Here is a 26,738-nt window from a genome sequence, read left to right on the forward strand (position 1 = left end):
TGATTCGGCGGAAAATGACAGAAAAGCTTAGCGTGCCGGGGCTTCGATTCAATAAGTCGAAGATGTCCGTCGGATCGCGGATTGCCATTGGCGTGCTGTTTATAGTGGTGCTGCTTGCGATTTTCGCTCCGGTGATTTCCAAGTTTGACCCTCTAGCAACATCTCTTCCGCTTGATCCAGAAATATATCCGGTGCCAGAGGATGGGCTGCTCAACCCTTCGGTGGCTCCTGATTCAACGTTCTGGTTTGGCACAGATGGCACTGGCCGGGATATCTTTTCCCGGGTAGCCTATGGTGCACGGTATTCACTGGCCATTGGTTTACTTTCCACCGCGATGGCATTGGCTATTGCAGCGGTTTTGGGTTCGATCGCGGCAACCGCTGGCAAGGTTGTCTCCGAAGTCCTCATGCGCATCTTGGACATCATCATGTCCTTCCCTGGCATTGCGCTGGTGGCGGTGTTCGTTGCATCGCTGGGTAAGTCGGTTGGCGTGATTGTTTTTGCTATCGGCTTCCTTTATATTCCTCAGCTCTCGCGTATTGTTCGTGCGAATGTTCTGAGCCAATTCGGTGAAGATTACGTCTCAGCTACCAAAGTTATGGGTGCGAGAACCTGGTGGATTTTGTTCAAACATGTGGCTAGAAACTGTATAGCTCCAATCATGGTTTTTGCCACGGTATTGGTTGCTGATGCCATTGTGCTGGAAGCATCCCTGTCGTTTATCCAAGCTGGTGTTCAGCCTCCTAATCCGTCCTGGGGCAATATCTTGGCTGACGGAAAGCAGTTGCTGACCACCGGTCGTTGGTGGCCAACGTTCTTCCCTGGGCTCATGATTTTGATTACCACTTTGTCGTTGAACGTTTTGTCTGAAGGGCTGACCGACGCGCTAGCTGCGCCACGGGCCCGGACGAACATGAATGCTGCGAAGCCGACTGCCGCTGAGATTGAAAAGACAAATGAGAAGATCGTCGCGGAGTATGTCCGTCAGGAAGATTCTTTGGCTGAGCGACTCAATGCCCTACGGGTTTCGGAAATGAACCGAAATGACCGGTTGGTGCTTTCGGAGGAGAATCTAGCTCTGGCTCCGTTATTGGAGGTAAAGAATCTCTCCATTAAATTCCCGGCAGCCCACGGTGATGTCGCCATCGTTGATAACGTGAGTTTCTCGGTACGTCCAGGTGAAACCATGGGCTTGGTGGGTGAATCTGGTTGCGGTAAGTCGATTACCGCGATGACCATCATGGGATTGTTGCCGGACACCGCTGAGATAACGGGCGAGATTAATTTTAATGGCAAGCAATTGGTGGGGATAGACCCCAAGGAGCACAACGAATTGCGTGGTCATGAGATTGCCATGATTTACCAGGATGCGCTCTCCTCACTGAATCCTTCCATGTTGATTTCTGCCCAAATGAAACAGCTGACCAAGCGAGGTGGCACCCGTAGTGCCGAAGAACTCTTGGAACTGGTGGGATTGGATCCGGTTCGCACCCTCAAGTCTTACCCACACGAATTGTCTGGCGGACAGCGACAGCGCGTGTTGATTGCTATGGCGCTTACTCGCGATCCGAAGTTGGTGATCGCAGACGAGCCAACCACGGCGCTGGACGTGACGGTGCAAAAGCAAGTTATCGACTTGCTGCACGAGTTACAACAGAAGCTGGGTTTCGCCATGGTGTTCGTTTCTCACGACTTGGCCCTTGTCGCATCGGTATCACACCGGGTGACGGTCATGTACGCGGGGCAGATCGTGGAGCAGGCTCCTACGGCGGAGTTGATGATGAATCCGACCCACGAATACACCAAGGGTTTGTTGGGCGCGGTGTTGTCCATCGAATCCGGTGCAGGGCATTTGCATCAAGTTCCAGGAACCGTGCCAAGCCCGCGGGAATTTGTCGATGGCGATCGGTTCGCGCCGAGGTCTTCCCACCCAACTGTTGGTTTGCATACTCCAACAGTGATGGTGGAAGTGGGGCCGGAGCATTGGTACGCCGAGCTGCCTGAGTTCGTCGAAAAGCATACGTAAGCGAAAACGAGGTAGAACAATGACTAATGCTAGTACTGCTACGAGCCATGATGTTCCCGTCATTGAACTAAAAAATGTGCACGTTATCCACACGTCACGCACGGGTAAGCTATTCCGCCCGGACAAAGTTCATGCTGTCAATGACGTCAGTATGAAGGTTTTCAAAGGTAAAACCCTGGGCATCGTGGGTGAGTCTGGTTGTGGTAAATCAACCACAGCGCGGGTCATGGTGGGGCTGCAAAAACCCACCAAGGGTGAAGTTCTATTTCGGGGCGAGCAGGCAAAATTTAACGCATCGGGCCGCAAAGAGATTGGACGTGCAGTTTCTGTCGTGTTCCAAGACCCTGCGACTGCACTTAATCCGCGAATGATTGTGCGCGATGCTTTGACAGACCCATTGCGGATTCATGGTATCGGAACGCCGCAATCGCGGGTTGAGCGGGTCAAGGAGTTGCTTGATCTTGTTGGCCTCCCGCAATCTGCTCTGGAAGTGTTACCGCGACAGATCTCCGGCGGTCAGCGCCAGCGTGTCGCTATAGCGCGTGCCTTGGTCTTGGAGCCAGACATCATCATCGCGGATGAACCAACCTCAGCGCTTGATGTTTCGGTTCGTGCCCAGGTGCTTAATCTGCTAACCGATTTGAAAGAAAAACTAGGTCTGGGCCTGGTATTCATCTCACATGACATTAATACGGTTCGGTTTATTTCGGATCGGATCGCGGTGATGAATAAAGGCAAAGTGGTCGAAGAGCAAAGCACACATGATATTTTCACGAATGCTAAGGACGACTACACCCGGATGCTGCTGTCGGCGGTTCCATCTCTAGTACAAGAGCCACACAGCGCATTTTAAGCTTCACACGTTTGTTCACTAACTTATGAAAGGTTCATTCATGTCTACGGATTTCCGTGGGGTCATTCCACCTGTTGTTACTCCATTAACCGAAACAGGGGAGTTTGACCGCGACAGTTACAAGCGGCTGATCGACAAGCTTGTCGACGCCGGGGTGTCCGGGCTCTTTGTTCTTGGCTCCTCCGGCGAGGTGGTTTTCTCCACCGATGCCCGTCGGCGGGAAATCATCGCGGCTGCAGTGGAATTCGCCGCTGGCCGGGTACCGGTCATGGTGGGCTGCATCGACACCGAAACGCTACGGGTGATTGAGCACGCAAAAGTGGCCCAGGAGCTCGGAGCTGATGCGATTGTTGTTACCGCCCCGTTCTATGCGCTTCAGGGATTGGAAGAAATAGAACGACATTTCCGCATGGTTAAGCAAGCAGTGGACCTGCCACTTTTCGCTTACGATATTCCGGTATGCGTACACACGAAGCTTCCAGGCTCGTTGCTGGTGAAACTCGGTACCGAAGGGGTTCTTGCTGGTGTCAAGGACTCTTCCGGTGATGATGTTGCGTTCCGCTTCCTGTGCCAGGACAATGAAAAAGCGGGGCATCCGCTCACCATTCTCACCGGCCATGAGGTTGTGGTCGATGGGGCATATCTTTCAGGTGCGGACGGTTGCGTGCCGGGGTTGGGCAACGTCGATCCGGTTGGCTACGTCAAACAGTGGCAGGCATACCAAGCTGGCGATTGGGAAACAGTGCGCAGTGAGCAAGACCGGTTAGCTGAGCTTATGCGCATCGTGTTCGCTCCAGAAGACATTCAGGGTTTTGGTGCTGGCGTAGGGTCGTTCAAGACCGCATTGATGGTACAGGGGGTTTTTGCTTCCAATACCATGCCTGCCCCGGTTCGCACCTTAGAAGGCGAGACCGTCGACCGCATCGCGGACATTCTGCGCGCGACAGGCGTGCTGGATTAACGGATAGGAAAGTGAAGCAATGAGCACCGATCTTTCGAGTATCATCGCCCAGACCAAAGGGTTGATTGTCAGCTGCCAGGCATATCCCGGCGAACCACTACGCACACCAGAGGTTACCGCCCGGATGTGTCAGGCGGTAGTCGAAGGAGGTGCCGTTGCGGTTCGGGTACAAGGGGTGGTAGACATTGCCGCTGCCCGGCAAGCTGTGGAAACCCCCGTAATCGGCCTCATCAAATATGGGCATGACGGAGTGTACATCACACCGTCGGTGGCGCATGCTCGTGCGTGCGCCATGGCGGGGGCTTCCGTTGTTGCTATCGACGCAACTTCTCGCCCCCGCTTGGGCGGTACTTTTGCTGATGCATGTCGCGCGATTCATGAGGAATTTCCGGGTGTTGCGGTGATGGCGGACTGCGGCAGTCTTGATGATGCCCTGGCCGCTGAGGAAGCGGGCGCCGATTTTATCGGAACCACCTTGGCTGGCTATACCGGGGATCGGCCAAAAACACCGGGACCCGATTTCGAACTTATCGACGCCGTATGCGAGCGAATTTCCGCCCCAATTATTGTGGAAGGACGGATTCACACAGTGGCGGATATCGCTGAAGTTTTCACCCGCCCTATCCACGCTGCCTGTGTCGGAACCGCTATAACCCACCCCACATCTATCACTCGCTGGTTTAACGAGGCCATTTCACGCTAACCTCAAAAGAAGACATCATATCGGTACGGTTCGGTTTTAAGGATGATGAAAAGATGACTAAAGCACTGGCGCAAAGCACCACTCAATCTGCCGTCGAAGGCATCGAAAAATACATCCGAGACCACCGGCTGCAAATCGGCGACGTCTTGCCAAGCGAGACCGTGCTGTGCCAAGAATTGGATTGCTCTAGGTCCTCAGTTCGGGAGGCCATGCGTACTCTTCAATCCCTTGACATCGTAGAAATTCGCCGGGGACAGGGAACTTTCATCTCCAAAATGTCCCTGTCGCCACTGGTACGTGGCATGGTGTTGCGGGTAACGTTAGATACCGCGCATTCGGCGGCACACCTACTTGAAGTAGTAGATACCAGGCAAGCCTTCGAGGTCTCCGTGGCCGAAGAATTGATGCGTGTTCATACCGCCGAAACGATCGGTGAGCTCATGGGGATCGTTGCCAATATGCGTTCGTCTTTTGAGGATCACGGGAATTTCGCCAAGGAAGATCAGCAGTTCCATTCCTTGTTGCTGAAGCCGATCAGCAATGCGTTTATTCGGGAATTATCCGAAGCACTGTGGCTGATTCATTCAGAAGTGGTTCCGATGTTGAATATTTCGGTATCAGCCGACGTGGAACGCACCATTGAAACCCACGGCGACATTGTGCGTGCCTTACATTCGCAAGATGTAGAGGCATTCCGGGCCGCTGTGCACAACCACTACACGCCACTGCGTGAGGCAGTAGCGAAGCTATAACAAGAACTTCAGGTCAAACATGGTCACTATTGCCGTCGACATCGGTGGCACCAAAATTGCCACTGGCATTGTCCAAGACTCACAACCAACAATTGTTCATAATCGACAGGTACGCCCCACCCGAGCCAAGGAAGGCGGGGAAGTGGTGGTGGCCGAAACTATTGCAGCTATTACCGAACAGCAAGAATTTGCCCGCACAAAGGGGTGGGAAGTCCAACGGATCGGAGTTGGCGCCCCGGGGGTTGTCGGTGATGGGGTTATTCTTCACTCTGGTGTCACCATGCCTAACTGGCAGGGCACCGACGTTCAGGATCGGATTCAATCCATTTGTGGCCTGCCCACCGCCGTTAACAATGATGTTCGGGTGATGGGCCTAGGCGAAGCCGTCTACGGTATCGGCGCCGATAAAGAAGTGTTGTTTGTTTCCATCGGCACAGGAATCGGCGGAGCGATCGTTCGTTCTGGTCAACTGATAGATTCGCCGCATTTCAGTCGTGGCGAGATCGCATATTTATTAGGGCCAACGCCAGATGGCGGTTGCGATCGTATTGAAAACGTCGGTTCCGGCCCAGCTATGGCTAAAGCCTACGGGACTGACCGGTTGGAAGACGTCATGGCGGATTACCGGTCCGGTGTCTCAGCTGCTATTTCTACCATCACCGATGCCATGCGGTGTGTTGGTGCGGCGTTAGGTGGTTTCATCACTGCTTACGACGTTGACGCGGTGGTCGTGGGCGGGGGAGTAGGTACCTTGCCGGAAATCCTAGAGCCGTTTGCAGCCGGCATTCATTCCCAACTGCTTAATTCCCATTCATCAGTAACCTGCACGCAAGCAACGCTAGGAACCAACGCTCCCCTGGTAGGGGCAGCGCACTTGGCACGCAACGTGCTGTCGAAAGAACTCTCATGACTACTATCACTGGCAAGATTGTCCGGCGCGGATACCCGGAACCCACGCCAGCAACACTGACTATATCGGGCGGAAAGATTACGGAAATTACTGAATTAGCCGCTGATACAGAGCATGACAACCTGCCGATTATTTTCCCTGGCTTCACCGATATCCATAACCATGGTGGCGCTGGTGAATCATTTCCCAATTCTGATCGTGAAGGATGCCGCCGCGCAGCCCGACATCACCTCGCGTTTGGCACGACTCAATTGCTCGCTTCGCTAGTTTCTGCACCAAGGGAGGTGTTGCTGCGACAAACCGACATTTTGGCAGGTCTTGCCGAGGAAGGCGAAATTGTTGGGGTGCACATGGAAGGCCCGTTTGTTAATCACAGTAGATGTGGGGCTCAGGACCCAGCCGCTATTATCCCAGGCGATCCCGAATTGTTGGAGAAGGTAGCACGAGCTGGCCGGGGGTTTTTGCGGTCGGTCACCTTCGCGCCCGAAACCGACAATGCGTTAGAGCTTATCGACGTCTGCGCCGACTACAACATCATCGCATCGTTGGGACACACTGACGCTAGTGTGGATCTCACCTGGCAGGTGATAGAGCATGCGATTGCAAAAGGCGTGACAGTAACCGCTACCCATTTGTTTAACGCAATGCCACAGATTCATCACCGGCAACCGGGAGCCGCGGCGGCATTACTTGATGCTGCGGCGCGGGGTAAGGCTGTGGTGGAGTTGGTGGCCGATGGGGTGCATTTGCATGATGGGATCGTCGAAATGGTGCGCAACTGCGCCCCGGAAAATTCAATGTTCATTACGGATGCAATGGCAGCCGCGGGAATGACTGACGGTGATTATCAGTTAGGGGCGCTAGCGGTTACCGTGGCTGATGGTGTGGCACGACTGAGCGATGGGGGCGCCATAGCGGGCGGTACCTCCACTATTTATGACCAGCTGCGGCGGCATACCACCAACGGTTGGGCGTTAAGCGACATGGTGGGTCTGGTCAGTTCTACGGCTGCTGACCTATTGGGACTTAATGCTGGTGATATTGCGGTTGGAAAAGACGCCAATGTTGTCGTCATGGAAGAGGATTTAACGCTGCGTGAAGTGTATCGGCGCGGCGAACTTATAGAGGCATTACCTAATGAAAGGTGAGAAAATCACATGGAAATAATCATCGCCCAGGATGGGGCTGCTGTTGCGCAGTTCGCTGCCAATATCTTCGAAAAATACATCCGAGGTGGAAAAACGTTGGGGCTAGCCACCGGATCAACACCGGTTGCCATGTACCAAGAACTCATCCGGCGGCATAACGAAGAGGGCTTGAGTTTTAGCGACTGCACTGCCTTCCTGTTGGATGAATATGTCGGATTGGCTAAAGAACACGAACAAAGCTATTACGCCACCATCCGGAGGGAACTAACCAGTCACGTTGATATTGATGACGCAAAGGTGTTTAGCCCGGACGGCACCAATCCGGATCCGACTGCTATTGCCGCAGCGGGCCAAGCCTACGATGCTGCGATTCGGGATGCTGGGGGTATCGACATCCAATTGCTGGGGATCGGCACCGATGGTCATATCGGTTTCAACGAGCCTGGTTCCTCGCTCAGTTCTCGTACTCGGATGAAAATTCTCCATCCACAAACCATCGCCGATAATTCCCGGTTTTTTGGCTCGGCTGAAGATGTGCCGGTTCGGGTTCTCACCCAGGGCTTGGGCACCATCGGTGAAGCCGGACACCTGCTCTTGCTGGCAACTGGCGAGAATAAGGCCGATGCGATTGCGGCAACAGTTGAAGGTGCGGTATCAGCACACTGCCCAGCCTCAATTTTGCAGCTACATCAGCACGCAACCGTGATTTGTGATGAAGCAGCCGCTGCCAAACTTAAGCACAAGGAGTACTATCGCTTCGCGTTTGAAAACAATCCGGCCTGGCGGTAGTTCGATCCGTCAGTAGCTTTGGTAGGGTGCCCTCTTCCCGTGCTAAGCACTAGGGCACCGACCAATCCCATGGCCCTTTGATACGGGTTTATGATTGATAGATAAAATTCTGATAGGTGCATTTCACCAGCGGATATTCTGAATACAAAGTGTTATCAAGACATGCTGGGGATAATACCCATCGTTCGTGGTTGGCGGGTAAATTAGACTCTCATGGACAATATACAATTATTGGGACCGGCCGACATTCGGGCGTTGGCGGAGACATTAGATGTCACGCCCACCAAAAAGCTCGGCCAAAATTTTCTCCATGATCCCAATACTGTCCGGATGATTATTGCCGCCGCTGAATTAGATGATGAAACCCGTAGCCACATCGTCGAAATTGGTCCTGGACTCGGGTCGCTCACGCTAGGGTTAATAGAAAAATCCCCTAAAGTAACGGCAGTGGAGATCGACCATCGATTAGCTGCACAGTTACCGCAAACCGTCGAAAAGCACGCGCCCGACTACGTCGATCGACTGAGTGTTATCGAACGCAATGCCTTAGACATCACAGCCGAGGACATCGAAAACCCCACTGCGTTGGTAGCTAACCTGCCATATAATGTCTCCGTACCAGTACTTCTGCACTTTTTAGAAACTTTTCCCACCATCGTACGAGTATTGGTGATGGTGCAAGCCGAAGTCGCTGACCGGCTAGCTGCGCAACCAGGAAATAAAATCTATGGCGTCCCCAGCGTCAAAGCGGCCTTCTACGGGGACGTGCGCAAAGCCGGCGCGATTGGCAAGAACGTCTTCTGGCCCGCGCCGAAAATCGATTCCGGACTGGTACGCATCGACTGCGTGCGGCCGTATCCAGCCGAGTTGAAGGCACGCGTGTTTCCGCTTATCGACGCCGCCTTCCTGCAACGACGCAAAACGCTGCGCGCGGCGCTCACCGGTGTGTATGGCTCCGGAGCTGCCGCCGAAGAGGCGCTAATTGCTGCCGGAATTAACCCCACTCTACGAGGCGAAACACTCACCATTGCCGACTACATCCGACTAGCACAAGGGCATCCATAAAAATCATGTACCCCCCAACCACTGTTACCGCCTACGCTCACGGGAAAATCAATCTACACCTTGGCGTCGGATCGTTACGCAGCGACGGTTACCACGACCTGGTGACGATTTTTCAGTCTGTTGATCGACACGACGTAGTCACTTTAGAGGTTATGGACGGCTTGCCAGGTGAAATCCTGGAATTAACCTGCGCCACTCGTGGCGTTCCCACCGATGAAACCAATTTAGCGTGGCGGGCGGTGGCTGCTGTTTTTGCCGCTGCGCCGGATCCGGCGGCGCTGCCTGCAGTATGCATCGACATTACGAAAAAGATTCCTACCGCGGGTGGCATGGCGGGCGGCAGTGCTGACGCGGCTGCCGCGTTGCTTGCGGCAAACCACCTGATCGGCGCCCCGCTGACAAAGGAAGAGCTATTAAAACTTGCTGCTGATTTGGGTAGCGATGTGCCATTTACCCTGCTTGGCGGCACTGCGATCGGTACCGGGCGCGGCGAAAACCTCACCACGGTGTTAAACCGTGCCACCTTGCATTGGGTATTGGCTTTTTCCTCAGCTGGTTTAAGCACCCCCGATGTCTTCCGTACCTTGGATAATCTAGGGCATACCCCGCACCTAGATTCCACCGAATTGCAACAGGCGCTGGCCGCAGGTAACCCAGAAACCATCGCGGGACTACTTCATAACGATTTACAGCCCGCTGCAATCAGTCTGCAACCAGAAATTCGCACGACGCTGCGGCTGGGCGAAGAAGCGGGTGCGTTGGCTGGCATCGTGTCAGGATCGGGTCCTACCTGCGCGTTTTTATGTGCCGATGCGCAATCAGCTCAGGAGGTAGCCGCAGAATTATCGCTGCATAGTGCCGTGGCGGTGACAACCAGCCCGGCTAAGGGTGCTTATTTGGAAGGGCACTAGCAGGTTCAAGGAAAAGAAAACTGCAAGTAATTTTCTATCTTGGTGTTTTATAGTCCTGATTATTTACGTGGGTCCTTTCGCAATTTGTAACTAACCGAAAAGACACAATCGATCGGCACCAGTTTTTATGTCATTCTTCTATTGCGCGAACAACCATTACTCCTGTAACCGATAAATAGCAGAGTCAGTTGTATCTATGGTGAGAAATACCCACTAATAGTTTTGGCACTTATCGAGGTTTTCTCGCTGGGGTGTTTTATTGAATTTTGTGTGGTGGATATTTGTGTCAGCGACGGGTGTTCGTGTAGCGGAAGTAATATTTTCACCGTGATGCCGAGTTTGTTGCCCTGCGAGGGTATTTTTGGCGAGAAAACCTCTTTCAATTTATGGGAAAGGAGCATAGACGACATCTAGCATTTCTGAATATATTTGTTGCAAGTTGGTCAAATTCGCTACGAGCTACATGTCGTCATGCAAAAGTTCTTATATGTCCCCCGCCTAGCAAACGCAACGATACTCGTGCCGTTCCCCAGCGCCACCGTAACCACAGCTAAAAATTCACGCATAGTTCCCCGGCGAGAAAACCCTATTGACCGTGAGGAATGCTTAGGTAAAATTAAAACTGCTACTTTCCTCCGTTTTGGAATGAAATAAGGCGTTTGCATGACTTCGCAACTATACAATCACAAACTGTTTCGGCTCATCTGCATAGCGGCGGTGGTGTGCTTTAGCGTCATTTCTGCTTTTTGGTCGTGTTTATTAGCATTTAGCAATGCCACCCCGCGCACTACTGCGGCGCTACAAATCGCTTCCGTTGATGCGGAAACGTCATCCGCTGAGATTTTTGCGGCTCTTCAACAACTTAGTGATGAGCACGGATACGATATTTCCGTGTTGGCGGCGCAGGATCTTGGTGGTGAATTCGCGCTTTATACTACCAACGGGCAATCCAGCTATGACGGAATCTGGCCTGGCCAAAAGCTGGTTGTTTTACCTTTGGAACAACTCCCAGCGCAAGACCCTAGGGTGACCTATGTTGTGGAAGGCCCATCAGAATTTCACGAGCTAGTGCACAATGAACTTTCGTCCCTAGGTGCCACGGTTAAGTTTATTGACAATCAAGAGTGGAGCTTTTTACTTGGCGGTGACCTGGGCAAGTTTCTAGCACTTGGCGTGGGAACCGTGATTTGTGCTGCCTTCTTCTTGGCGTTTGCGCATGCCAAGGGCAGCGGTATTGCACGGCTGCACGGGCAGGGAATTATCCGAATAGTCTTGAGGATTTTTGCCCCAATTCTGGTAGCGACGGTGCTGGTGCTTGCCGTTTCAACCGGGATTATTGGCATCTGGCGTGGGTTTGACATTGGCTATCAATTCGGACGTTACGTTCTGGTTTTTAGTTGTGTGTTGCTTAGCGCAATAGCGCTCACCCTCGTTCTTAGCATGGGATTGCTCTCCCTAACCCCGATCACGCCGCTGCTCAAAGGGCGGCTCAAGGCCGGTCCCGTTTTGGGGTTTGCCGCAGTTCTTAGAATCCTGATGGTGGGAATTTGCTTGTCGTGGGCTTCGCTTGCGATCGCCTATAACACGGAATACCGGTTGCAGATGGAAGATTTCAAGGCCTGGCAGCAGCACCCTCCAAGCTACAAAACCTATGTGAATGGGGCTCTTGACGCCGACACTGTGCGTGACGCTGTTGCCCCTATTTCCCAGCAGCTTCGTGCGATGTCTGCAGCTGGCGAATTGTACTATCACAATTTTCAGGTGAAACAGGCAAGAGGAGAAAACCAGTTATCTGCAGCGGATCTCAGTGCCGATGACGTATTTGATTCCATCACGTATAACCGCACTACGGCAGTAAAATCGCTTCCGACCGAGATCTTGTCCGCGATAGACACACACCCGGCTGATTCCATCGTCGTCATAGCACCACCGACGCAACCGCAGGCATTGGAAGATGTTCGCGCACATATCCCCTTGTGTGATGAACAACCCTCCGTGTGCGTCATGGAGACTGTTAACCAGGACTATAACGCTTTTAGCTGGCAAGCTGGGGAAGGTGTTTACCAGCCGCGAGCAGTGTTGATTTCACCAGTGGTGATAGTGGTTCCCGATGATCTTCGGGGGATCTCCGATTACAATGTCAGCGCCGGGTTGACCAATAATTCCATTAGCTTTCAATCGCTTGCGCAGCTCAAGCAGTTCACCGCCAGTGACGAACTACTGAAGAATCATTTCTACCAAGCAGTACCATTGGTGCAGAAATGGAAAGAAAACCACGATGATCTGGCAATTTCTCGGTCCATGAGCTTCGTTGGGCTGATCTCAAGCCTGGTATTGATCTGCATTTTCGGCTTCGCCTACGGCGGCCTTTTGGTACTCAGTTACGCCCAACGAGCCCGCAACTATCGTATTTTTGGGCTACCGCCATCTCGTTTCTACCGAAAGGTGGCATGGTGGGATCTGGCAGTGATTATAGGTTCCGCGTTATTGCTGTTGCAGAAAATAATTGCTTATCGACGCTTCGCCGCCACGCCAGCGGGCATCTTTATGCCGGATATTTTAGCTTCCTATGTGTTAAGCCCGTGGGTGGTTGCCGCGATCGGTAGTAGCATTGCCACATCAGCTGCCTTGAGTATCTACACAATTTCTAGGAAACTGTCATGATTACTGCCACTGATCTGAATAAAGCCTTCGACCGCAAAACCCTATGGGAAAACTTGAGTTTCACGGCGCTTAATGGGCAGCTGACGGCACTGACGGGCCCGTCTGGTTGTGGGAAAACCACCTTGCTGAATTGCTTAGGCACGCTCGATAAACCCGACAGCGGTTCAATTTTGGTTGAGGGGCGTGAGGTCACTACCATGAACGCTCGAAAGACCCGTAAGTTTCGAGCTACGCATTTGGGCTATGTCGCCCAAGACTACGCACTTATGGACAATGAAACCGTCGCTGCCAATATTGCAGTTGCTATCCCACTAGATCAATTACATAAAAGGAAACAACTGATCGCGAGTGCACTCAAAAAGGTTGGTTTGGCCGGATATGAGAAGTATCCCGCGCATTCGCTTTCCGGTGGGGAACAACAACGCGTGAGTATCGCTCGGTTGTATGTCCGTAAGCCCTCGCTGATCTTGTGTGATGAGCCCACCGGTTCACTCGATCAAGCAAATGCCGCAATCATCATCAACGCGTTACGGGAGCAAGCCGACGCTGGTGCCACCGTAGTGATTTCTACTCACGACCCGAAAGTGATGGATCTGTGCGATAACCACATCAAACTAGCAAAGAAACACAGGTCTTAATATTCGCATCACGTGGTGGTGGCTACCCCAAGTCCAAGGGGCGTATTTGCCTGACCTCCGCCCTAGCTGGTACTAGGGTGAGCTCCGAGTATGGTGACCTGGTGGTTTTATGGTGTGGACGTAACTTTTCCGTATGAGCTTTTCTTAAGTATTTCACCGGGCAATGGCTGTTAGTCCGGTGGTCACACCGGCACTCGACTTTTTCGTCTTTTAGGCCACGAAGCCGACCATCACGCCACGAATAGGTCGAGCTGTCCCGTTAGGAGTCCGCACCGGTTACCCATCACGTGGCAGTTGTGCGATGCTTGAGTCCCGAATCTATGCACTGACAGCATGGAAGCGGAGGTTGTAGAAATAACGAGAGTGAGTGTGTCACAATAAGACGGCACACCAGAGCTTTGCGGTGGATAAGGAGTGATTATCCACCGCTTACACTGAAATATTCACTGTGCGTTTTTATCTCGCTACACTTACAATTTTTTAATGAGAAAACCTCAATGGCCAATCTGATCAATCTGGAAAACGTCTCTAAATCCTTTGGTTTAAAAACCCTTCTTGATGGGGTAAGCCTTGGTATTCAAACCGGTGATCGAATCGGGGTGGTGGGCATCAACGGTGGTGGGAAGACCACGTTGTTGGAGGTGCTCACGGGGATTGAGCCGCCGGATTCTGGTCGAGTGAGCCATAATAAGCAATTGCGGATGGCGGTGGTGACGCAACGGATCAATCTCTCTGATTCGGATACGGTCGCAGACGTCGTTTTGGCTCCGCTTGGGGTGCCAACCTTCGAGTGGGCAGCGAATGCACGGGTGCGGGAAGTGCTTACTGGGCTTGGAATTATAGATCTGGGGTTGGATACTCAGGTTGGGCAGTTATCGGGTGGTGAACGTCGTCGGGTGAATCTAGCGGCGGCGCTGGTTAAAGAACTGGACTTGGTGGTGCTGGATGAGCCTACCAACCATCTTGACATTGAGGGGGTGCAGTGGCTGGCAGATTACCTGTTGGCTCGTAAGATCGCACTTGTGGTGGTCACACACGATCGGTGGTTTTTGGATACCGTTGCCACTACCACGTGGGAAGTGCATGATGGCCAGGTTGACACCTACGAAGGTGGCTATAACGATTGGATCTTTGCCCGAACCGAACGCGCCCGTCAAGCTGATGCTGCTGAACAGCGGCGTCAGAATCTTGCTCGTAAGGAACTAGCCTGGTTGCGGCGTGGTGCGCCAGCACGTACATCGAAACCACGGTATCGGATTGCGGCTGCTGAGGCGTTGATCGCCGATGTTCCGGAGCCGCGCAATAAGGTTGAGTTGCTGGCGTTTGCGAAACAACGCCAAGGCAAAGTGGTGGTGGAGCTGGAGGATGCCCGCATAGAAACCCCGGATGGGCGGATGCTTGTCGACGATCTGACGTGGCGGTTGGCGCCGGGTGAGCGGATTGGTTTGGTGGGGGTTAATGGTTCCGGGAAGACGACTGTGCTGCGGTGCCTGGCGGGGGAGTACCCGCTTAGTGCCGGGAAGCGGATTGAGGGGCGCACGGTTCGGTTGGGCTGGTTGCGTCAGGAATTAGATGATCTTGATCCGCAGATGACGGTGCTTGCAGCGGTTGAAGATGTAGCGCATTATGTGCAACTGGGCAAGAAAGAACTGTCAGCTTCGCAGCTGGCCGAGCGATTGGGCTTTAGCGCTAAACGGCAGCGCACGCCAGTGGGTGACTTATCTGGTGGCGAGCGGCGCCGGTTGCAACTTACTCGGGTGCTCATGTCCGAGCCTAATCTTTTGCTTCTCGACGAGCCCACCAACGATCTGGATATTGATACGCTGCAAGAATTGGAATCCTTGTTGGATAACTGGGCGGGCACGTTGGTAGTTATCTCCCACGACCGGTATTTGATTGAGCGTATTGCGGATTCCACCTGGGCACTTTTTGGCGACGGGACGCTTAGCAATTTGCCTGGCGGTATTGATGAGTACCTGAAGCGTCGACAAGCATTAGCCAAGGCGGACACACCGAGAAAACAACCGCAACCAGATACCCCGAAAGCGTCCGGACGTGACTTCGCGGCTACCCGTAAGTTGCAGAAGGAACTCAATTCGATCGAGCGTAAATTGGATAATCGGCGGGAACAGGTAGCGGAGTTGGAAACCCAGATGGCTGCGGCAGCCATGGATGTTGCGCTTTTGACCGAGCTCAATGACAAAGTGCAACAGTTGCAAGCAGAAATCTCCGATTTGGAGTTGCGGTGGTTGGAATTGGGGGAGGAACTAGAAAGCTAAGTGCGACTAGAATGAGGACTCATGATTTTAATTAATGTGAAATTCACTGCCCGCCCGGAATATGCAGCGTCATTTCTTGACACTATTCAGTGGTACACGGATGCCACTCGTGCTGAGGAAGGCAACTTATTCTTTGATTGGTACGTTGATCCCGCTGATCCGCAACAATTTATTTTGATCGAAGGCTTTGCCGACGACGGCGCAGAGGCGCATGTGTCCTCTGAACATTTCCGCAGGGCCTGTGAAGAGCTGCCGAAATTACTGGTTGAAACCCCAGAAATCATCAATACCCTCATCCCAGGTAAAACGCATTGGGATCGGATGGCGGAGTTTAAAGTCGAGTCGACGACGAGTTAACAATCTCGTGTAACGGTGCGATTAGTTTCGACACAAATAAAGTGCAATCTTGTAAGAACAACTTTTTAAGGAGAGAGCATGATGTAATGCGTTGAGTCGTCGTTTCTGGCTAGACCACCACTATGCACGATGAGGCTGGTAGCCACCTACATACAAAACGCCGATGATTGATAGTTTTAGCGCAAGGAGAGTTGTGTTCAATCGGACTTCGGATAGTCGAGCACAGTTTGAGGCTACGTACCACGAAGATTATCCCCGGGTGCTTGCTTATCTACGGCGTCGCAGTGATTGTGACCAAGCAACGGAATTAGCTGCTGAGGTTTTCCTTCGTGCGTGGACAAAATGGGATTCTGCTGGCAATCCTCCGTTACCGTGGCTGTATGGGATTGCACGAAATGTACTTTTAGAGTTTTATCGAGGACGAGGTCGCGATCAGGATTTACACCTTAAAGTGGCACAACGTAGGAACTTAGTCGTTGTCGGAATGGATGATGCTGTAGCTGCGAAAATCGATATTCGCGCGGCAATGGCTGGGCTTGCTGAAGCAGACCAAGAAATTCTTAGATTGCATACCTGGGAGGATTTGAATCCCAAAGAAATTGCACAAGTTTTAGACATATCACCCGAGAATGCGCGGGTGCGCCTTCATCGTGCGCGGCACCGCCTTGCAGAAAAAATCAAGGAGCCTGTCGATGGATAGCCAAGACAAAATACTAGAACAATTGCGATCAATCAATCCGGTGCCGTCAATTGAACTCAGCGAAGAGGATATCCGGGTCAAGCAGTCAACGCTCAATCAAATATTAGCAACCGATACAACGCCTTCGCGTAGATTCGCCACCACTAATCAGTGGCTATCAATGGCCGCGGCGGTCGCTGTCTTCGCAGGTGGAGCGGCTTTCGTTCTCAACTTAACTCCGGTTACCCAACAAGGGCGAGAAGACTCGGTCGTGTTTGCTGAACCAGATTCCGCTCATGGTCTACCGGATGCTGTGGATGATTTTAAAGGCGTGCACTACCTCACCAGGGAAGATGCTGATAGCTTAGGGAAAGTAACCACGACAGTCCGAGCAGATGGCAATGGGCAGGTAGTTGTGGACGAGATACAAAGCTCCGGTAGCTTAAAAGGTGCGTTGAAAACATACCATGAGAACCCGGTTCCGAACATGGTGGTGCCGGAAATCACTGAACCTTCCGAACTTGCCGCATTAGCTGCGGAAATTCAGCCGGAATCGCCGACCAAGGGGGCGCTTCATCTGATGTTGACTCCTGGGGTAACCAAACAACAACGACAAGTGCTCTACGAGTTTTTGATTCAACAAGAGGGCAACACTGTTCAGAAACAACCAAAAGATACCGAAACCGGGAAGGTCGTATCAGTTACTCGGGAATCTGAAAAGCTTAGTTTCGACATCTTGGCGGATTCTGGCCAGGTGATCCGGGTGCAAGGTTTGATGGGCGAGGGGATTACCACAACGGTTCTTAAAGCGGGATCATTTGATTGCGTTGCCGTTGACGCAACGAACCCACCAGCCGAAATCGACCTTAGCTGCGGTGACGGCAATTACCGGCTTGATAGCATCCGCTGGGATTCCTGGGGTAAAGAAAACGTCACTGGTTCCGCTATCGCCCATGTCAACGACTGCACGCCCTCATGCGCGGATGGAACTATTCAAGAAACAGATGTATCTATTGCTGCGCGGGAAATCCACAGCTGTGGTTTAAACATGAAGACATATTCCATTTTGGATATTAGCTACCCCAAGCCGTGGCGATATGCACCGCAACATGAAACTTTTTCCGTTGAATGTCTCGAAGAATACTAACTAATATTCTTGTATCGCCTACCATCAAGAACTACATTTAATACCATGGCGAAAGAGAAAAAAGCGAAGAAGAAGCCAGCATCAAAGCATCCAAAACCAGCGAAGTTATCGAAAAAAGCCTATGAAACCGAATTGAAACGGTTGCAGGCAGAGCTGGTTGACATGCAGCAGTGGGTCGTGGAGACTGGCGCTCGACTCGTGATTATCATGGAAGGACGCGACGCCGCTGGCAAGGGGTCAGCCATCAAGCGTATAACCCAGTATTTAAATCCGCGTACTTGTCGCATTGAAGCGTTACCTACACCTAGCTCACGTGAAAAGGGACAATGGTATTTTCAGCGATATATTGAGCGTCTGCCTACCAAAGGTGAGATAGTCATCTTTGACCGTTCATGGTACAACCGCGCTGGTGTCGAACGGGTGATGGGTTTTTGTACTTCCCAGGAATATCGCCGGTTTTTGCACCAAGCCCCGATTTTTGAGCGGCTCCTCGTTGAAGATGGCATTATGTTGCGGAAATACTGGTTCTCAGTATCTGATGATGAACAGATTGCTCGTTTCAAATCTCGTCGCAATGACCCCCTGCGGCGGTGGAAACTGTCACCCATGGATTTGCAGTCCATAACGCGCTGGGAAGATTATTCGCGGGCAAAAGACGAGATGTTTATCCACACCGATATCCCTTCAGCGCCGTGGTATACGGTGGAATCTGAGGATAAGAAACGTTCTAGGATCAACGTCATTTCTCACCTGCTATCGACGATCCCGTATGAGAAAATCGACCGACCGCTTCCAGAGATCCCCAATAGGCCAAGTTCCGAGACTGGCTACGAGCGACCACCGCGTTCAGACTTCCGCTATGTGCCGGATGTTGCTGCGGAGCTGGAGCTGAAGAAAAACCGAGATAAATAGCCAGCGCCGGAAACCGGGCGTTGCTGTTGTGAGTAACGCCCGGATTAACTATGCACCAGCAAGAAGGTTCTGAAGTTCGGTGATCACACCGTTGTCGGTGTTTGCGGGGGCAAGAAAATCTGCCGCCGCGATGATGTCTGGGTGTGCATTCGCCATAGCGTAGGAGCGGCCAGCGGCTTTGATCAGTTCGGTGTCGTTGAGGTAGTCGCCGAACGCTACGGTTTGCGACATCGGAATACCGAGAGCTGCGGCTAGCTTTTCAAATGCGATGCCTTTGTTCGCGGCGGGATTGTACATGTCTATCCAGTGCTTACCTGACACCGCTACCGTTAAATCATGGGCCACGTCACGCATGATGGGGGCTGCAACGTGTTCGGCGTCGTCGAAGATTAACAATGCGATTTTAATAACGTCGTCGGTTACATATTCTCTAAGGTCTGAGACGGCTGACAATCTGGCATAGTAAGGCTCACACTGGTCCAGAAACGGCCGGTCAGTTCTGGTGACAAAGGCGCCATCGGTGCGGCAGAGCACCAGACCCCAGTCACGCGAATTGTCGGAAGACACTGCACTTACTACTGCACCGGCAGATTCCGGATTGATCGTCGTGGTGGAAATAATTTCCCCCTCGTGGTACACGATAGTGCCATTTTCTGCGATGATCGACACTGGGAAACCGGCTGGTGCGAATTGATCGATGAGGGTGTATAGCTGCCTACCAGAAGCCGGTGCGAAATGCACTCCCTCGTTATGCATTTGCTCAAGAACGGGCCAAAAATCTTCAGGTATGCGGCGTTGGCCATCCAGTAGTGTTCCGTCCATGTCGCTGGCCACTAACCGGTAATGCATGTGTTGTTATCCTTTTGAATTGTTTTGATTATTTTTAGGTTTAGGCTCCGGTTCAAGATTACAGGTATAAATTGCTGCACAAGGAATAGTGATATGGAACACTGGTTTGCATGACTGAAAATTACATTCTCAGCCGAGTGGAACGCAGTACCGGAATTTTTGAATTAAACCGGCCTCGGGCCCTTAATTCGCTTAACCCGGAGATGATCGACATCATTGATAACCACTTAAAACAGTGGGCGGCAGATGATACTGTGACTCAGGTTATCGTCTATTCCAATTCGGAAAAAGGTTTTTGTGCTGGGGGCGACGTTCGATTTGCTCGGGAAGTTGTTATTAATGGTACGCCGGAATTGGCCGATAAGTTCTTCGCCATTGAATACAACATGAATGGTGACCTCGCGCATTTTCCCAAACCGTATATTGCCATTATTGATGGGGTGGCTATGGGAGGCGGGCTTGGTATTTCTGCTCATGGCAGCCACCGAGTCATCACCGAAAACGCATTCGCGGCTATGCCGGAAATGGCTATCGGTTACATCCCGGACGTCGGGTTACCATACATGCTGCAACGTATGGTGGGTGAGCGCGGTGTGGCTTCACCCGCGTTGGCTTTATTTTTGGTGCTCACCGGTTGGCGGTTAAGTCCCGCCGACATGATGTGGTCGGGGCTTGCCACTCATTTTGTGCCACACGCACATATAGCGAAATTCCACGAACAGGTCATCACTGATGGTATTGATGCAGCGGTGGAGCGGTTCGCTTCAGAAATCCCGGAGAAGTCGAAACTTGCAGAGCTTTTCGACGACATCGAGGCGACGTTTAACTTTGCTAGCTGGGCAGAAATTGAAGCGGCACTTGCGGAGCACCCCAATCGTGATTTTGTTGCTATTGTGCGTGAGCACATCGAAAATTCCAGCCCATCTGCGATTGTTGCCGCTACCGAACTGATGGCGGCAGCGGCGAAATGCGGCGATATTCGTCAGGAATTGGCCCTGGAAACCGCCCTGGGTGAAGTGATCCGACGGGAACCGGATTTTGCCGAAGGCATCCGGGCGGTTTTGGTGGATAAGTGTCGGAATCCACACTTTAGTCCCGCGACGTTTGCCGAGGTAGACCCTGGCAAATACCGGGCGATACTGAAGCCATTAACCCCGTAATTGCTGGTAGCTGGCAACAGCGCGATCACGGTCGATATGAGGCGGTGCTGGGATAGCTAATACCGCCTCTGTTGCTTCGACAGTTTTCGCCGGCAGCCGTAGGGTAGGGCCATCGGCGAGAACCAGCGCGGTGGTGTCGTCGTCAAGCTGAACGAAAACATGCGTCCAATGTCGCAGAATGCGCTTCGCGGCGCAATCTAACCCCAGCTCGGCTGCATCAGACACAGGGATTTCTGGTCGAAGGAACTCCGATACTCCGTTTTCCACCGCAAATTGGCGAAGCACTGGAACATTGGCCCACCGGAAAACCTTATCGGTGATTGTGCCGACTAAAATACCGTGGGCAGTTACAGAATCGTTGATGATCAATGAGTTAGTTTCCGGCTGAAAAGCGACCAGCGGGGAGGGGTAATTACCGTCAAAGAACAGTTGATGCTCAGCGGAGAAATAGAATGCGTCAGCAACTACATCGGCAAAGGACAGCGGTCCGATAACCCGGCGCGCTGTAAGATCGACGACAGTTCCGTCCTCAAATGTGATTGTGTTTTCATCAACATGGATGCTGAGTTGATTGACTGCGCTAAAAGCTAAAATGGCCCGTTGGATATCCATAGTTTCGGGCATCGTGGCTAAACCCACGCATAATGCGGTGCGTGGATGCAGGGCAGGAAATTCGTTCCGATCAATCAACACCACATCGGTAGCTCCGTCTGCGCGGGGCACTAAAAAGCTTGGGCCGTTGTTATGTAGTGTCCGCGCGGCGGTGATCATGTCATCACTCGGCCAGGTTCCCAGGAAACCAAACTGGGGTTCGGTGATCCACGACCATGTGGTGCGGTCGGCGTCGATGTGTGCGACTATCTGGGCATCAAAAACTTGTGTTTCTTTGCCGTAGTGAAGGACCACCTCGTAGCTATCACCCTGTGGGTTGTATTCTACTTCCGTGATGTTGCCTCGCAGCCGGAACATATCATCAATGCCTGCTTGAGTGATAAAGCCATCGGTAACAACATCACTCAATGACAAAGGCGCACTTAGAAACACCGGAGATCACCATAACCTTTCCCTATTGGGTTTTAAGTTTAGCGCCGCAACTGGGCGAATGCCTCATGGACAAGGGAAATAGCCTTTTGCTTCCCCTCGTCGTGATGGTACGAATAATAGAAATCCAACGCTAACTTGGCGGTGCTGGCCGCTGCAGTTAATTGCACCCGTACCCCCAACGGGCTCAATTCCGGATACAATGCTTGGGTTTTTTCCAAAACCCGCTGTTGTAATTCTCTGACACCATCGAAGCGTCGTTCCTTATTATAAACGTCGAACTGTTCGCGCATGAGTTTCAACGAGAAAAAAGATTCAAGATCTTCATCAGCCACTTCTAAGTGTTTAACCACGGCTTCTTCGACGGCATCAATGAGATTGTCACGTTGCGCTAGGCCAGTGATGGTGTCAATTAGGTTATCGACGCATAAAATCGCAAATTCGATAATGGCGTCGTCTTTGGAGTCGAAATAATTATGGAAAGTGCGTTGGGACACTCCCACTTTCATGGTGATCGCGGCGATGCTCATGGCTTCTACTCCGCGATCCCTAGCAATTTCTGCGGCGGCGCGTGCGAGTGCTTTGCGGGTTGCGGCTTTTTTAGCTTCTCGGATTTCTCCCACGCGCTGGCTCCTTGGTTAATAATGAGAAGTGGTTTTTGGAACTAACGAAAAAAATGGTAATCGAAAGTTGCCTACTTATGGGGTGGTCAAGGCTTAAAAAATCCCACCGTGTCTATTTCAGCACCAAAGTGTAGCTTTTGTGCTTTTGTTATTGGTGTTCGGGGGTGGGGGATGGGGTACAACTAGCACTATTTCTTAAAAGTCGGGACCAAGCGGGAATCCGATGGCGCTCGCCTCTGCTTTAAGCATTGCCCAGTCATCAAAATCCGGCGCCAATTGGGTAACCTGTGCTCGGCTGAGTGGGTGGTGGGCATAAATGCTGGCAATGACATCAAGTGCGCCGGGTTGTTCGAGCCCGGGTTGCTCGTCATAATAATCCACCGCCCAGTCACGATAGGTGGTCGGATCGCCGTCGAAAAAGCCCAACCAGAAATCGCTGATCCCCGCTTCTGCTTCTCGGCCGCGCCACTTTCCGTCGTGTAACGAGTAGAAACAGAACGAACTACCAATAGTGGCGACTGGCTTACCAAAATAGAACTCAGAGAAGCATTCCGGAACATCAACGCCGACTAGGTGGCTGGTGGCTGCGGATGCCTCATTTATGCAAAAGCCATTGATGGCTACTCCTTCCGGCTGGAATGCGATCAGCAGGCTGTCCCCCTGGCCGTCGCGGCCCTCCGCCGATTGCTCGTTATCGGACCAGTCTGGGTTGATGGAAAAATAGCGATCCGACCATTCGGGGCTATTAATAGTTTCTACTATCGATAACGCTTGGGCACGCTTATACAGTTCGGAGGTGGTGAGTTGGGATAATACTGGCGGAATAGGCATTAGGTTTCGCCTCCTGGGGCTAGCTGGGTGGCACTGACAAAAGCTCATGATAATGCCGCACGCAGATATCCAGGAATGCCGTGAATGTCGACGCGTATACGACACCCGCAATGGGGTTGATTATCTGGCCACACACCCCACCTGGGCCGGGGTGAAAATCAATGAACAGTTCCGTGGCGACACCATCGGATCCAAACCACAACCAATCTGAGATCAGAACAGTCGGATCGATGCGCGGATCGAAACGTTCCGGCAGATTGCCGTCGAAAAGCTCCGCAATAGTTCCCGCCGATTTTTCACCCCGGGATTGGGGATGAGAGAAATCGGCGCCGTCGATTACTGCCCAACTGGGAAGTAAATTTGCCGAGTTAGCGGTCGGCCACCGAAAAAGCGGAAGCCCAGGCTCTAAGGTCGATGGTGGCGGCCACGTGCCATCAACGTGGCGGTATATGTCAAGCAGACCTGGTGGTGCGAGCGGGTAGCGGTTTAAAATCACCGCTAGATTTGTCGTGGTGGCCGGTGGTGGTAATTTCATTTCCTCGCCGTTGTGGCACCTGGCGGCGTACGCCAAACCGTAGCGTAGAAGGGGTGGAGTGGGAGAATACATGGTGGGAGAAAGAAAAATGAGCGCTGTTTGTAGCGCCGATAGGTGGTGCTGTTTTCTGGTGGCTTCACTAACCGTCACGACACCTGCCTTTAAAAAAGCACTAAGCCGCCCCGCCAGCGTAACTGCGTCCACAGCTTAAGAGTGGGTGTTTTAGGCGAAGCGGCGTAACGTGAGAGAATCTAGCTAGAGTTCCTTTTGATCAATACGCTTCGGTAAAACGATGGGGCGAGCGCCAGCTACTTCCTCAACGATGCGCACTACCTGGTTGGAATAGCCAAACTCATTGTCGTACCAGACGTAGAGCACCAGGTGATTTCCGTTGGCGATGGTAGCTAAGCCATCAACGATGCCAGCGTGGGTGGTGCCTACGAAGTCGGTGGACACAACCTCCGGGGACTGGATATAGGAAATTTGCTGCCGTAAGTTGGAGAAAAGTGCCACCCGGTCCATTAATGCGTTTACTTCATCGCGAGTGACTTCTTTTTCCAAAGTGAGGTTGAGTACTGCCATGGATACGTCTGGGGTAGGTACCCGAATGGCATTGCCGGTCAGTTTGCCTTCCAGTTCTGGTAGGGCCTTAGCCACTGCCTTTGCTGCACCGGTTTCGGTAAGCACCATATTCAAGCCTGCTGCCCGGCCGCGCCGCTCCCCTTTGTGGAAATTGTCAATCAGGTTTTGGTCATTAGTGAACGAATGTACGGTTTCCACGTGTCCGTATTTCACGCCATAGTGATCGTTGAGTACCTTCAGCACAGGAGTGATGGCGTTGGTGGTGCATGAAGCGGCGGTGATGATCTGATCAGCATCAGTGATGTCATCGTGGTTGATGCCATACACTACGTTTTTCAAATCACCCTTGCCGGGTGCGGTGAGGATCACCCGGGCGACACCTGTGGATTTCAGATGTTGGCTAAGGCCTTCCCGATCACGCCACCGGCCGGTGTTGTCGACAACGATGGCGTCGGAGATTCCGTAGGAGGTGTAATCAACGGTTGCTGGGTCATCGGAATAGATCACCTGAATCTTGGTGCCGTTGGCCCAAATGACATTGTTTTCTTCATCAACGGTAATGGTGCCGTTGAACGCACCATGCACCGAGTCGCGACGCAATAGGGAAGCACGTTTCTGGAGGTCGTTATCGCCGTTTTTCCGCACGACAACAGCGCGTAGCTTAACGGAACCATAGGCAGCTTCCCGGGAAATAAGGATACGTGCCAAAAGCCGACCGATACGGCCAAAACCATAGAGAACAACGTCACGAGACTCTGGCGTGGAATTACCGTCAATAACATCTGCCAATTCGGTGCGGAGGAACTGGGAGATGTCGCCACCGGTTTCAGCGTACTTTACCGCCAGGCTGCCAAGGTCAATGGAGGCGGACCCGAGATTTAGCTCAGATAGTGCTTGCAGAATGGGCAGGGTGTCGCTGGGGGAGAGCTCAGTATCGGTTGCAAGCCGGGAGTAGCGGTGCGCTTTGATGATGTCGATATCGGTGACGTCGATAAGCAGCCGACCAAAGATGGAGGTTACAACGTTATTGGTGCGATGTAGCGTGTGAATCAGCGGTAGCATCTGTTGCGCCGATTCGAGTTTTTCATTCCAGTCCTGAGCCATGGGGGAGTTTTTCCTTGCAGCGTAAAAATGTGGATAGGTGAGAATCAGGTGTGGACTTAAAACAGTGCAAAAGTCCAGTGCAGGTGCGACGGTGTGTGTCACACGTACCCCCAAGATATTAGTGCACTTTAAGGTTTCTATGTTTGAAATGGGGGTATTAGTTTTTCCATTTATTAATGCGATCCATCTTTTTCCAATGCAGACACGGGTAAGGGCAAGCTGTATTGGGACACATGGTGTCACCCCAGTTGCTTTTCGACGACCAACGGTGCGGTGATCTGCGGTGCTGGTCATGAATGCAAGACTATCTTTTGCCGGTTATGTAGTGGCGTGGTACTGGCAGCTACACTATGGGATACGTCAATGATGTTTCACGCTTGATGCAAGAAGTGGCTGAATTGTGGCTGGCGCGATGGTGGTAGGAAAATACGATCGCGAACTGATTAAGAGAAAGTGTAAGGATTAGCTTGTATGTGGCATGCGGTGACCTACGCCCTGTTGGATTCTATTAATGTACTGCTCATCGGGGTCATCGTTGCTATCGGTGTTATGTTGCCATCCTCGGCACGCTATGGCCGAATAGCGTTTCTACTGGTGCTAGGCGATTGGCTGGGGGTTTTTCTGCTGGCCTTGTTCACAATGTTTGTGTTTGACGGTATTGGAGAACCCATCAAACACCTGGTGGAATCATCCGCATTCGGCATCATTTTGATCCTGGTGGGTGTGGCAAGTGCTGTTCTTAGCTGGCGGGGCGGGGATTCCTCGGCACTAATGGCAAAGCTGCTTCCGCCGCTGCAGCGTCCAACGATTAAGACATTCGGTGCGGGTTTGATTCTGGGGCTGGCTCAATCAGCGACGTCTGCGCCCTTTTTCGCGGGTATTGCGGTGCTCAGTGCCGGTGATTTTTCGGTCGCGGTTCGCTATGTGGGGATGATCTTCTATGCCAGTCTGGCATTATCTCTTCCGGCCGCGACCGCGGTGGCCGTTGGAATGGTGCGTAGCGCGCCTGAAAGTGGATTGGGGCGAGTATTTGAACGGGTGCGTAACCACAAGAAACAAGCCAACGCGGTGGCTGGATACCTCGTGGCGGTTGTTCTTATCGTGATGGGTATCCTGCATCTGTAGATTGAAAAACTGTTCTTAAAAAACAGTGGCGCGCGCCACACTACAACTGTACGATAAGGGAAAAATTCGTACAGATTAAAGATTGTGAGGTGG

At 52.2% G+C, this 26,738-nt stretch carries 25 protein-coding genes; 19 read left to right on the top strand and 6 right to left on the bottom strand.

Annotation, left to right across the window (positions count from 1 at the left end):
• Positions 1-2: 2 nt before the first annotated feature.
• From CMUST_RS04990 to ppk2, 17 genes are all read left to right on the top strand, one after another.
• On the top strand, positions 3-2,027 hold the full coding sequence (locus CMUST_RS04990; protein ID WP_201779237.1) for a dipeptide/oligopeptide/nickel ABC transporter permease/ATP-binding protein: 2,025 nt from the start codon (positions 3-5) through the stop codon (positions 2,025-2,027).
• A 19-nt stretch (positions 2,028-2,046) separates the two neighbouring features.
• Positions 2,047-2,880: an ABC transporter ATP-binding protein gene (locus CMUST_RS04995; protein WP_047261589.1), complete on the top strand. Its 834-nt coding sequence runs from the start codon at positions 2,047-2,049 to the stop codon at positions 2,878-2,880.
• Between the two features lie 40 nt (positions 2,881-2,920).
• Positions 2,921-3,841 carry a dihydrodipicolinate synthase family protein gene (locus CMUST_RS05000; RefSeq protein WP_047261590.1) on the top strand — a complete coding sequence of 307 codons (921 nt, stop codon included), beginning with the start codon at positions 2,921-2,923 and terminating at the stop codon, positions 3,839-3,841.
• 19 nt (positions 3,842-3,860) lie between these two features.
• Positions 3,861-4,544, top strand: a complete 684-nt coding sequence (locus tag CMUST_RS05005) for an N-acetylmannosamine-6-phosphate 2-epimerase (RefSeq protein ID WP_047261591.1) — start codon at positions 3,861-3,863, stop codon at positions 4,542-4,544.
• Positions 4,545-4,597: 53 nt separating this feature from the next.
• A complete protein-coding gene (locus CMUST_RS05010) occupies positions 4,598-5,296 on the top strand; it encodes a FadR/GntR family transcriptional regulator (protein WP_047261592.1) in 699 nt (232 codons plus the stop codon).
• 19 nt (positions 5,297-5,315) lie between these two features.
• Complete coding sequence (locus CMUST_RS05015; protein WP_047261593.1) at positions 5,316-6,206, top strand: ROK family protein; 891 nt, start codon at positions 5,316-5,318, stop codon at positions 6,204-6,206.
• Positions 6,203-7,354: an N-acetylglucosamine-6-phosphate deacetylase gene (locus tag CMUST_RS05020; protein WP_083987420.1), complete on the top strand. Its 1,152-nt coding sequence runs from the start codon at positions 6,203-6,205 to the stop codon at positions 7,352-7,354. Before CMUST_RS05015 ends, CMUST_RS05020 begins: the two co-directional genes overlap by 4 nt.
• 9 nt (positions 7,355-7,363) lie before the next feature.
• Complete coding sequence (nagB, locus tag CMUST_RS05025; protein WP_047261594.1) at positions 7,364-8,143, top strand: glucosamine-6-phosphate deaminase; 780 nt, start codon at positions 7,364-7,366, stop codon at positions 8,141-8,143.
• 213 nt (positions 8,144-8,356) lie between these two features.
• A complete protein-coding gene (gene rsmA / locus CMUST_RS05030) occupies positions 8,357-9,208 on the top strand; it encodes a 16S rRNA (adenine(1518)-N(6)/adenine(1519)-N(6))-dimethyltransferase RsmA (RefSeq protein WP_047261595.1) in 852 nt (283 codons plus the stop codon).
• A 5-nt stretch (positions 9,209-9,213) separates the two neighbouring features.
• Positions 9,214-10,119, top strand: coding sequence for a 4-(cytidine 5'-diphospho)-2-C-methyl-D-erythritol kinase (locus tag CMUST_RS05035; protein WP_047261596.1), 906 nt, complete (start codon positions 9,214-9,216; stop codon positions 10,117-10,119).
• Between the two features lie 663 nt (positions 10,120-10,782).
• Positions 10,783-12,783 (top strand): hypothetical protein, encoded by a 2,001-nt coding sequence (locus tag CMUST_RS05040; protein ID WP_047261597.1) that lies wholly within the window; start codon positions 10,783-10,785, stop codon positions 12,781-12,783.
• Entirely contained in the window at positions 12,780-13,421 is a 642-nt protein-coding gene (locus CMUST_RS05045; RefSeq protein WP_047261598.1) for an ABC transporter ATP-binding protein, read from the top strand. Before CMUST_RS05040 ends, CMUST_RS05045 begins: the two co-directional genes overlap by 4 nt.
• Before the next feature lie 497 nt (positions 13,422-13,918).
• A complete protein-coding gene (locus tag CMUST_RS05050; protein ID WP_047261599.1) occupies positions 13,919-15,700 on the top strand; it encodes an ABC-F family ATP-binding cassette domain-containing protein in 1,782 nt (593 codons plus the stop codon).
• 21 nt (positions 15,701-15,721) lie between these two features.
• Positions 15,722-16,057, top strand: coding sequence for a putative quinol monooxygenase (locus tag CMUST_RS05055; protein ID WP_047261600.1), 336 nt, complete (start codon positions 15,722-15,724; stop codon positions 16,055-16,057).
• Between the two features lie 193 nt (positions 16,058-16,250).
• Complete coding sequence (locus CMUST_RS05060; protein ID WP_236690161.1) at positions 16,251-16,757, top strand: RNA polymerase sigma factor; 507 nt, start codon at positions 16,251-16,253, stop codon at positions 16,755-16,757.
• Entirely contained in the window at positions 16,750-17,883 is a 1,134-nt protein-coding gene (locus tag CMUST_RS05065) for a hypothetical protein (protein ID WP_047261602.1), read from the top strand. Before CMUST_RS05060 ends, CMUST_RS05065 begins: the two co-directional genes overlap by 8 nt.
• A gap of 45 nt (positions 17,884-17,928) precedes the next feature.
• On the top strand, positions 17,929-18,795 hold the full coding sequence (gene ppk2 / locus CMUST_RS05070; protein WP_047261603.1) for a polyphosphate kinase 2: 867 nt from the start codon (positions 17,929-17,931) through the stop codon (positions 18,793-18,795).
• Between the two features lie 48 nt (positions 18,796-18,843).
• Here ppk2 and CMUST_RS05075 read toward each other — a convergent pair whose 3' ends face one another.
• Positions 18,844-19,644 (bottom strand): Cof-type HAD-IIB family hydrolase, encoded by an 801-nt coding sequence (locus tag CMUST_RS05075; protein WP_047261604.1) that lies wholly within the window; start codon positions 19,642-19,644, stop codon positions 18,844-18,846.
• Between the two features lie 110 nt (positions 19,645-19,754).
• On the opposite strand from CMUST_RS05075, the gene CMUST_RS05080 reads away from it, so the two are divergent.
• Positions 19,755-20,804 (top strand): 3-hydroxyisobutyryl-CoA hydrolase, encoded by a 1,050-nt coding sequence (locus CMUST_RS05080; protein WP_047261605.1) that lies wholly within the window; start codon positions 19,755-19,757, stop codon positions 20,802-20,804.
• Here CMUST_RS05080 and CMUST_RS05085 read toward each other — a convergent pair.
• From CMUST_RS05085 to CMUST_RS05105, 5 genes are all read right to left on the bottom strand, one after another.
• Positions 20,793-21,824 (bottom strand): DUF6882 domain-containing protein, encoded by a 1,032-nt coding sequence (locus CMUST_RS05085; protein WP_236690162.1) that lies wholly within the window; start codon positions 21,822-21,824, stop codon positions 20,793-20,795. The two genes, CMUST_RS05080 and CMUST_RS05085, sit on opposite strands and share 12 nt — an antisense overlap.
• 62 nt (positions 21,825-21,886) lie before the next feature.
• The gene (locus tag CMUST_RS05090) at positions 21,887-22,468 is read right to left on the bottom strand and encodes a TetR/AcrR family transcriptional regulator (RefSeq protein WP_047261607.1); all 582 of its coding nucleotides are present in this window, start codon (positions 22,466-22,468) and stop codon (positions 21,887-21,889) included.
• Positions 22,469-22,663: 195 nt separating this feature from the next.
• Positions 22,664-23,299: a hypothetical protein gene (locus CMUST_RS05095; RefSeq protein ID WP_047261608.1), complete on the bottom strand. Its 636-nt coding sequence runs from the start codon at positions 23,297-23,299 to the stop codon at positions 22,664-22,666.
• Between the two features lie 19 nt (positions 23,300-23,318).
• Positions 23,319-23,984, bottom strand: a complete 666-nt coding sequence (locus tag CMUST_RS05100) for an SMI1/KNR4 family protein (protein WP_047261609.1) — start codon at positions 23,982-23,984, stop codon at positions 23,319-23,321.
• 105 nt (positions 23,985-24,089) lie between these two features.
• Positions 24,090-25,520 (bottom strand): glyceraldehyde-3-phosphate dehydrogenase, encoded by a 1,431-nt coding sequence (locus CMUST_RS05105; protein ID WP_047263394.1) that lies wholly within the window; start codon positions 25,518-25,520, stop codon positions 24,090-24,092.
• Between the two features lie 471 nt (positions 25,521-25,991).
• Here CMUST_RS05105 and CMUST_RS05110 point away from each other — a divergent pair, with 471 nt between their 5' ends.
• On the top strand, positions 25,992-26,645 hold the full coding sequence (locus tag CMUST_RS05110; protein ID WP_047261610.1) for a GAP family protein: 654 nt from the start codon (positions 25,992-25,994) through the stop codon (positions 26,643-26,645).
• Positions 26,646-26,738 lie beyond the last annotated feature (93 nt).

The organism is Corynebacterium mustelae (assembly GCF_001020985.1).
In the GTDB taxonomy this organism is placed as follows: domain Bacteria; phylum Actinomycetota; class Actinomycetes; order Mycobacteriales; family Mycobacteriaceae; genus Corynebacterium; species Corynebacterium mustelae.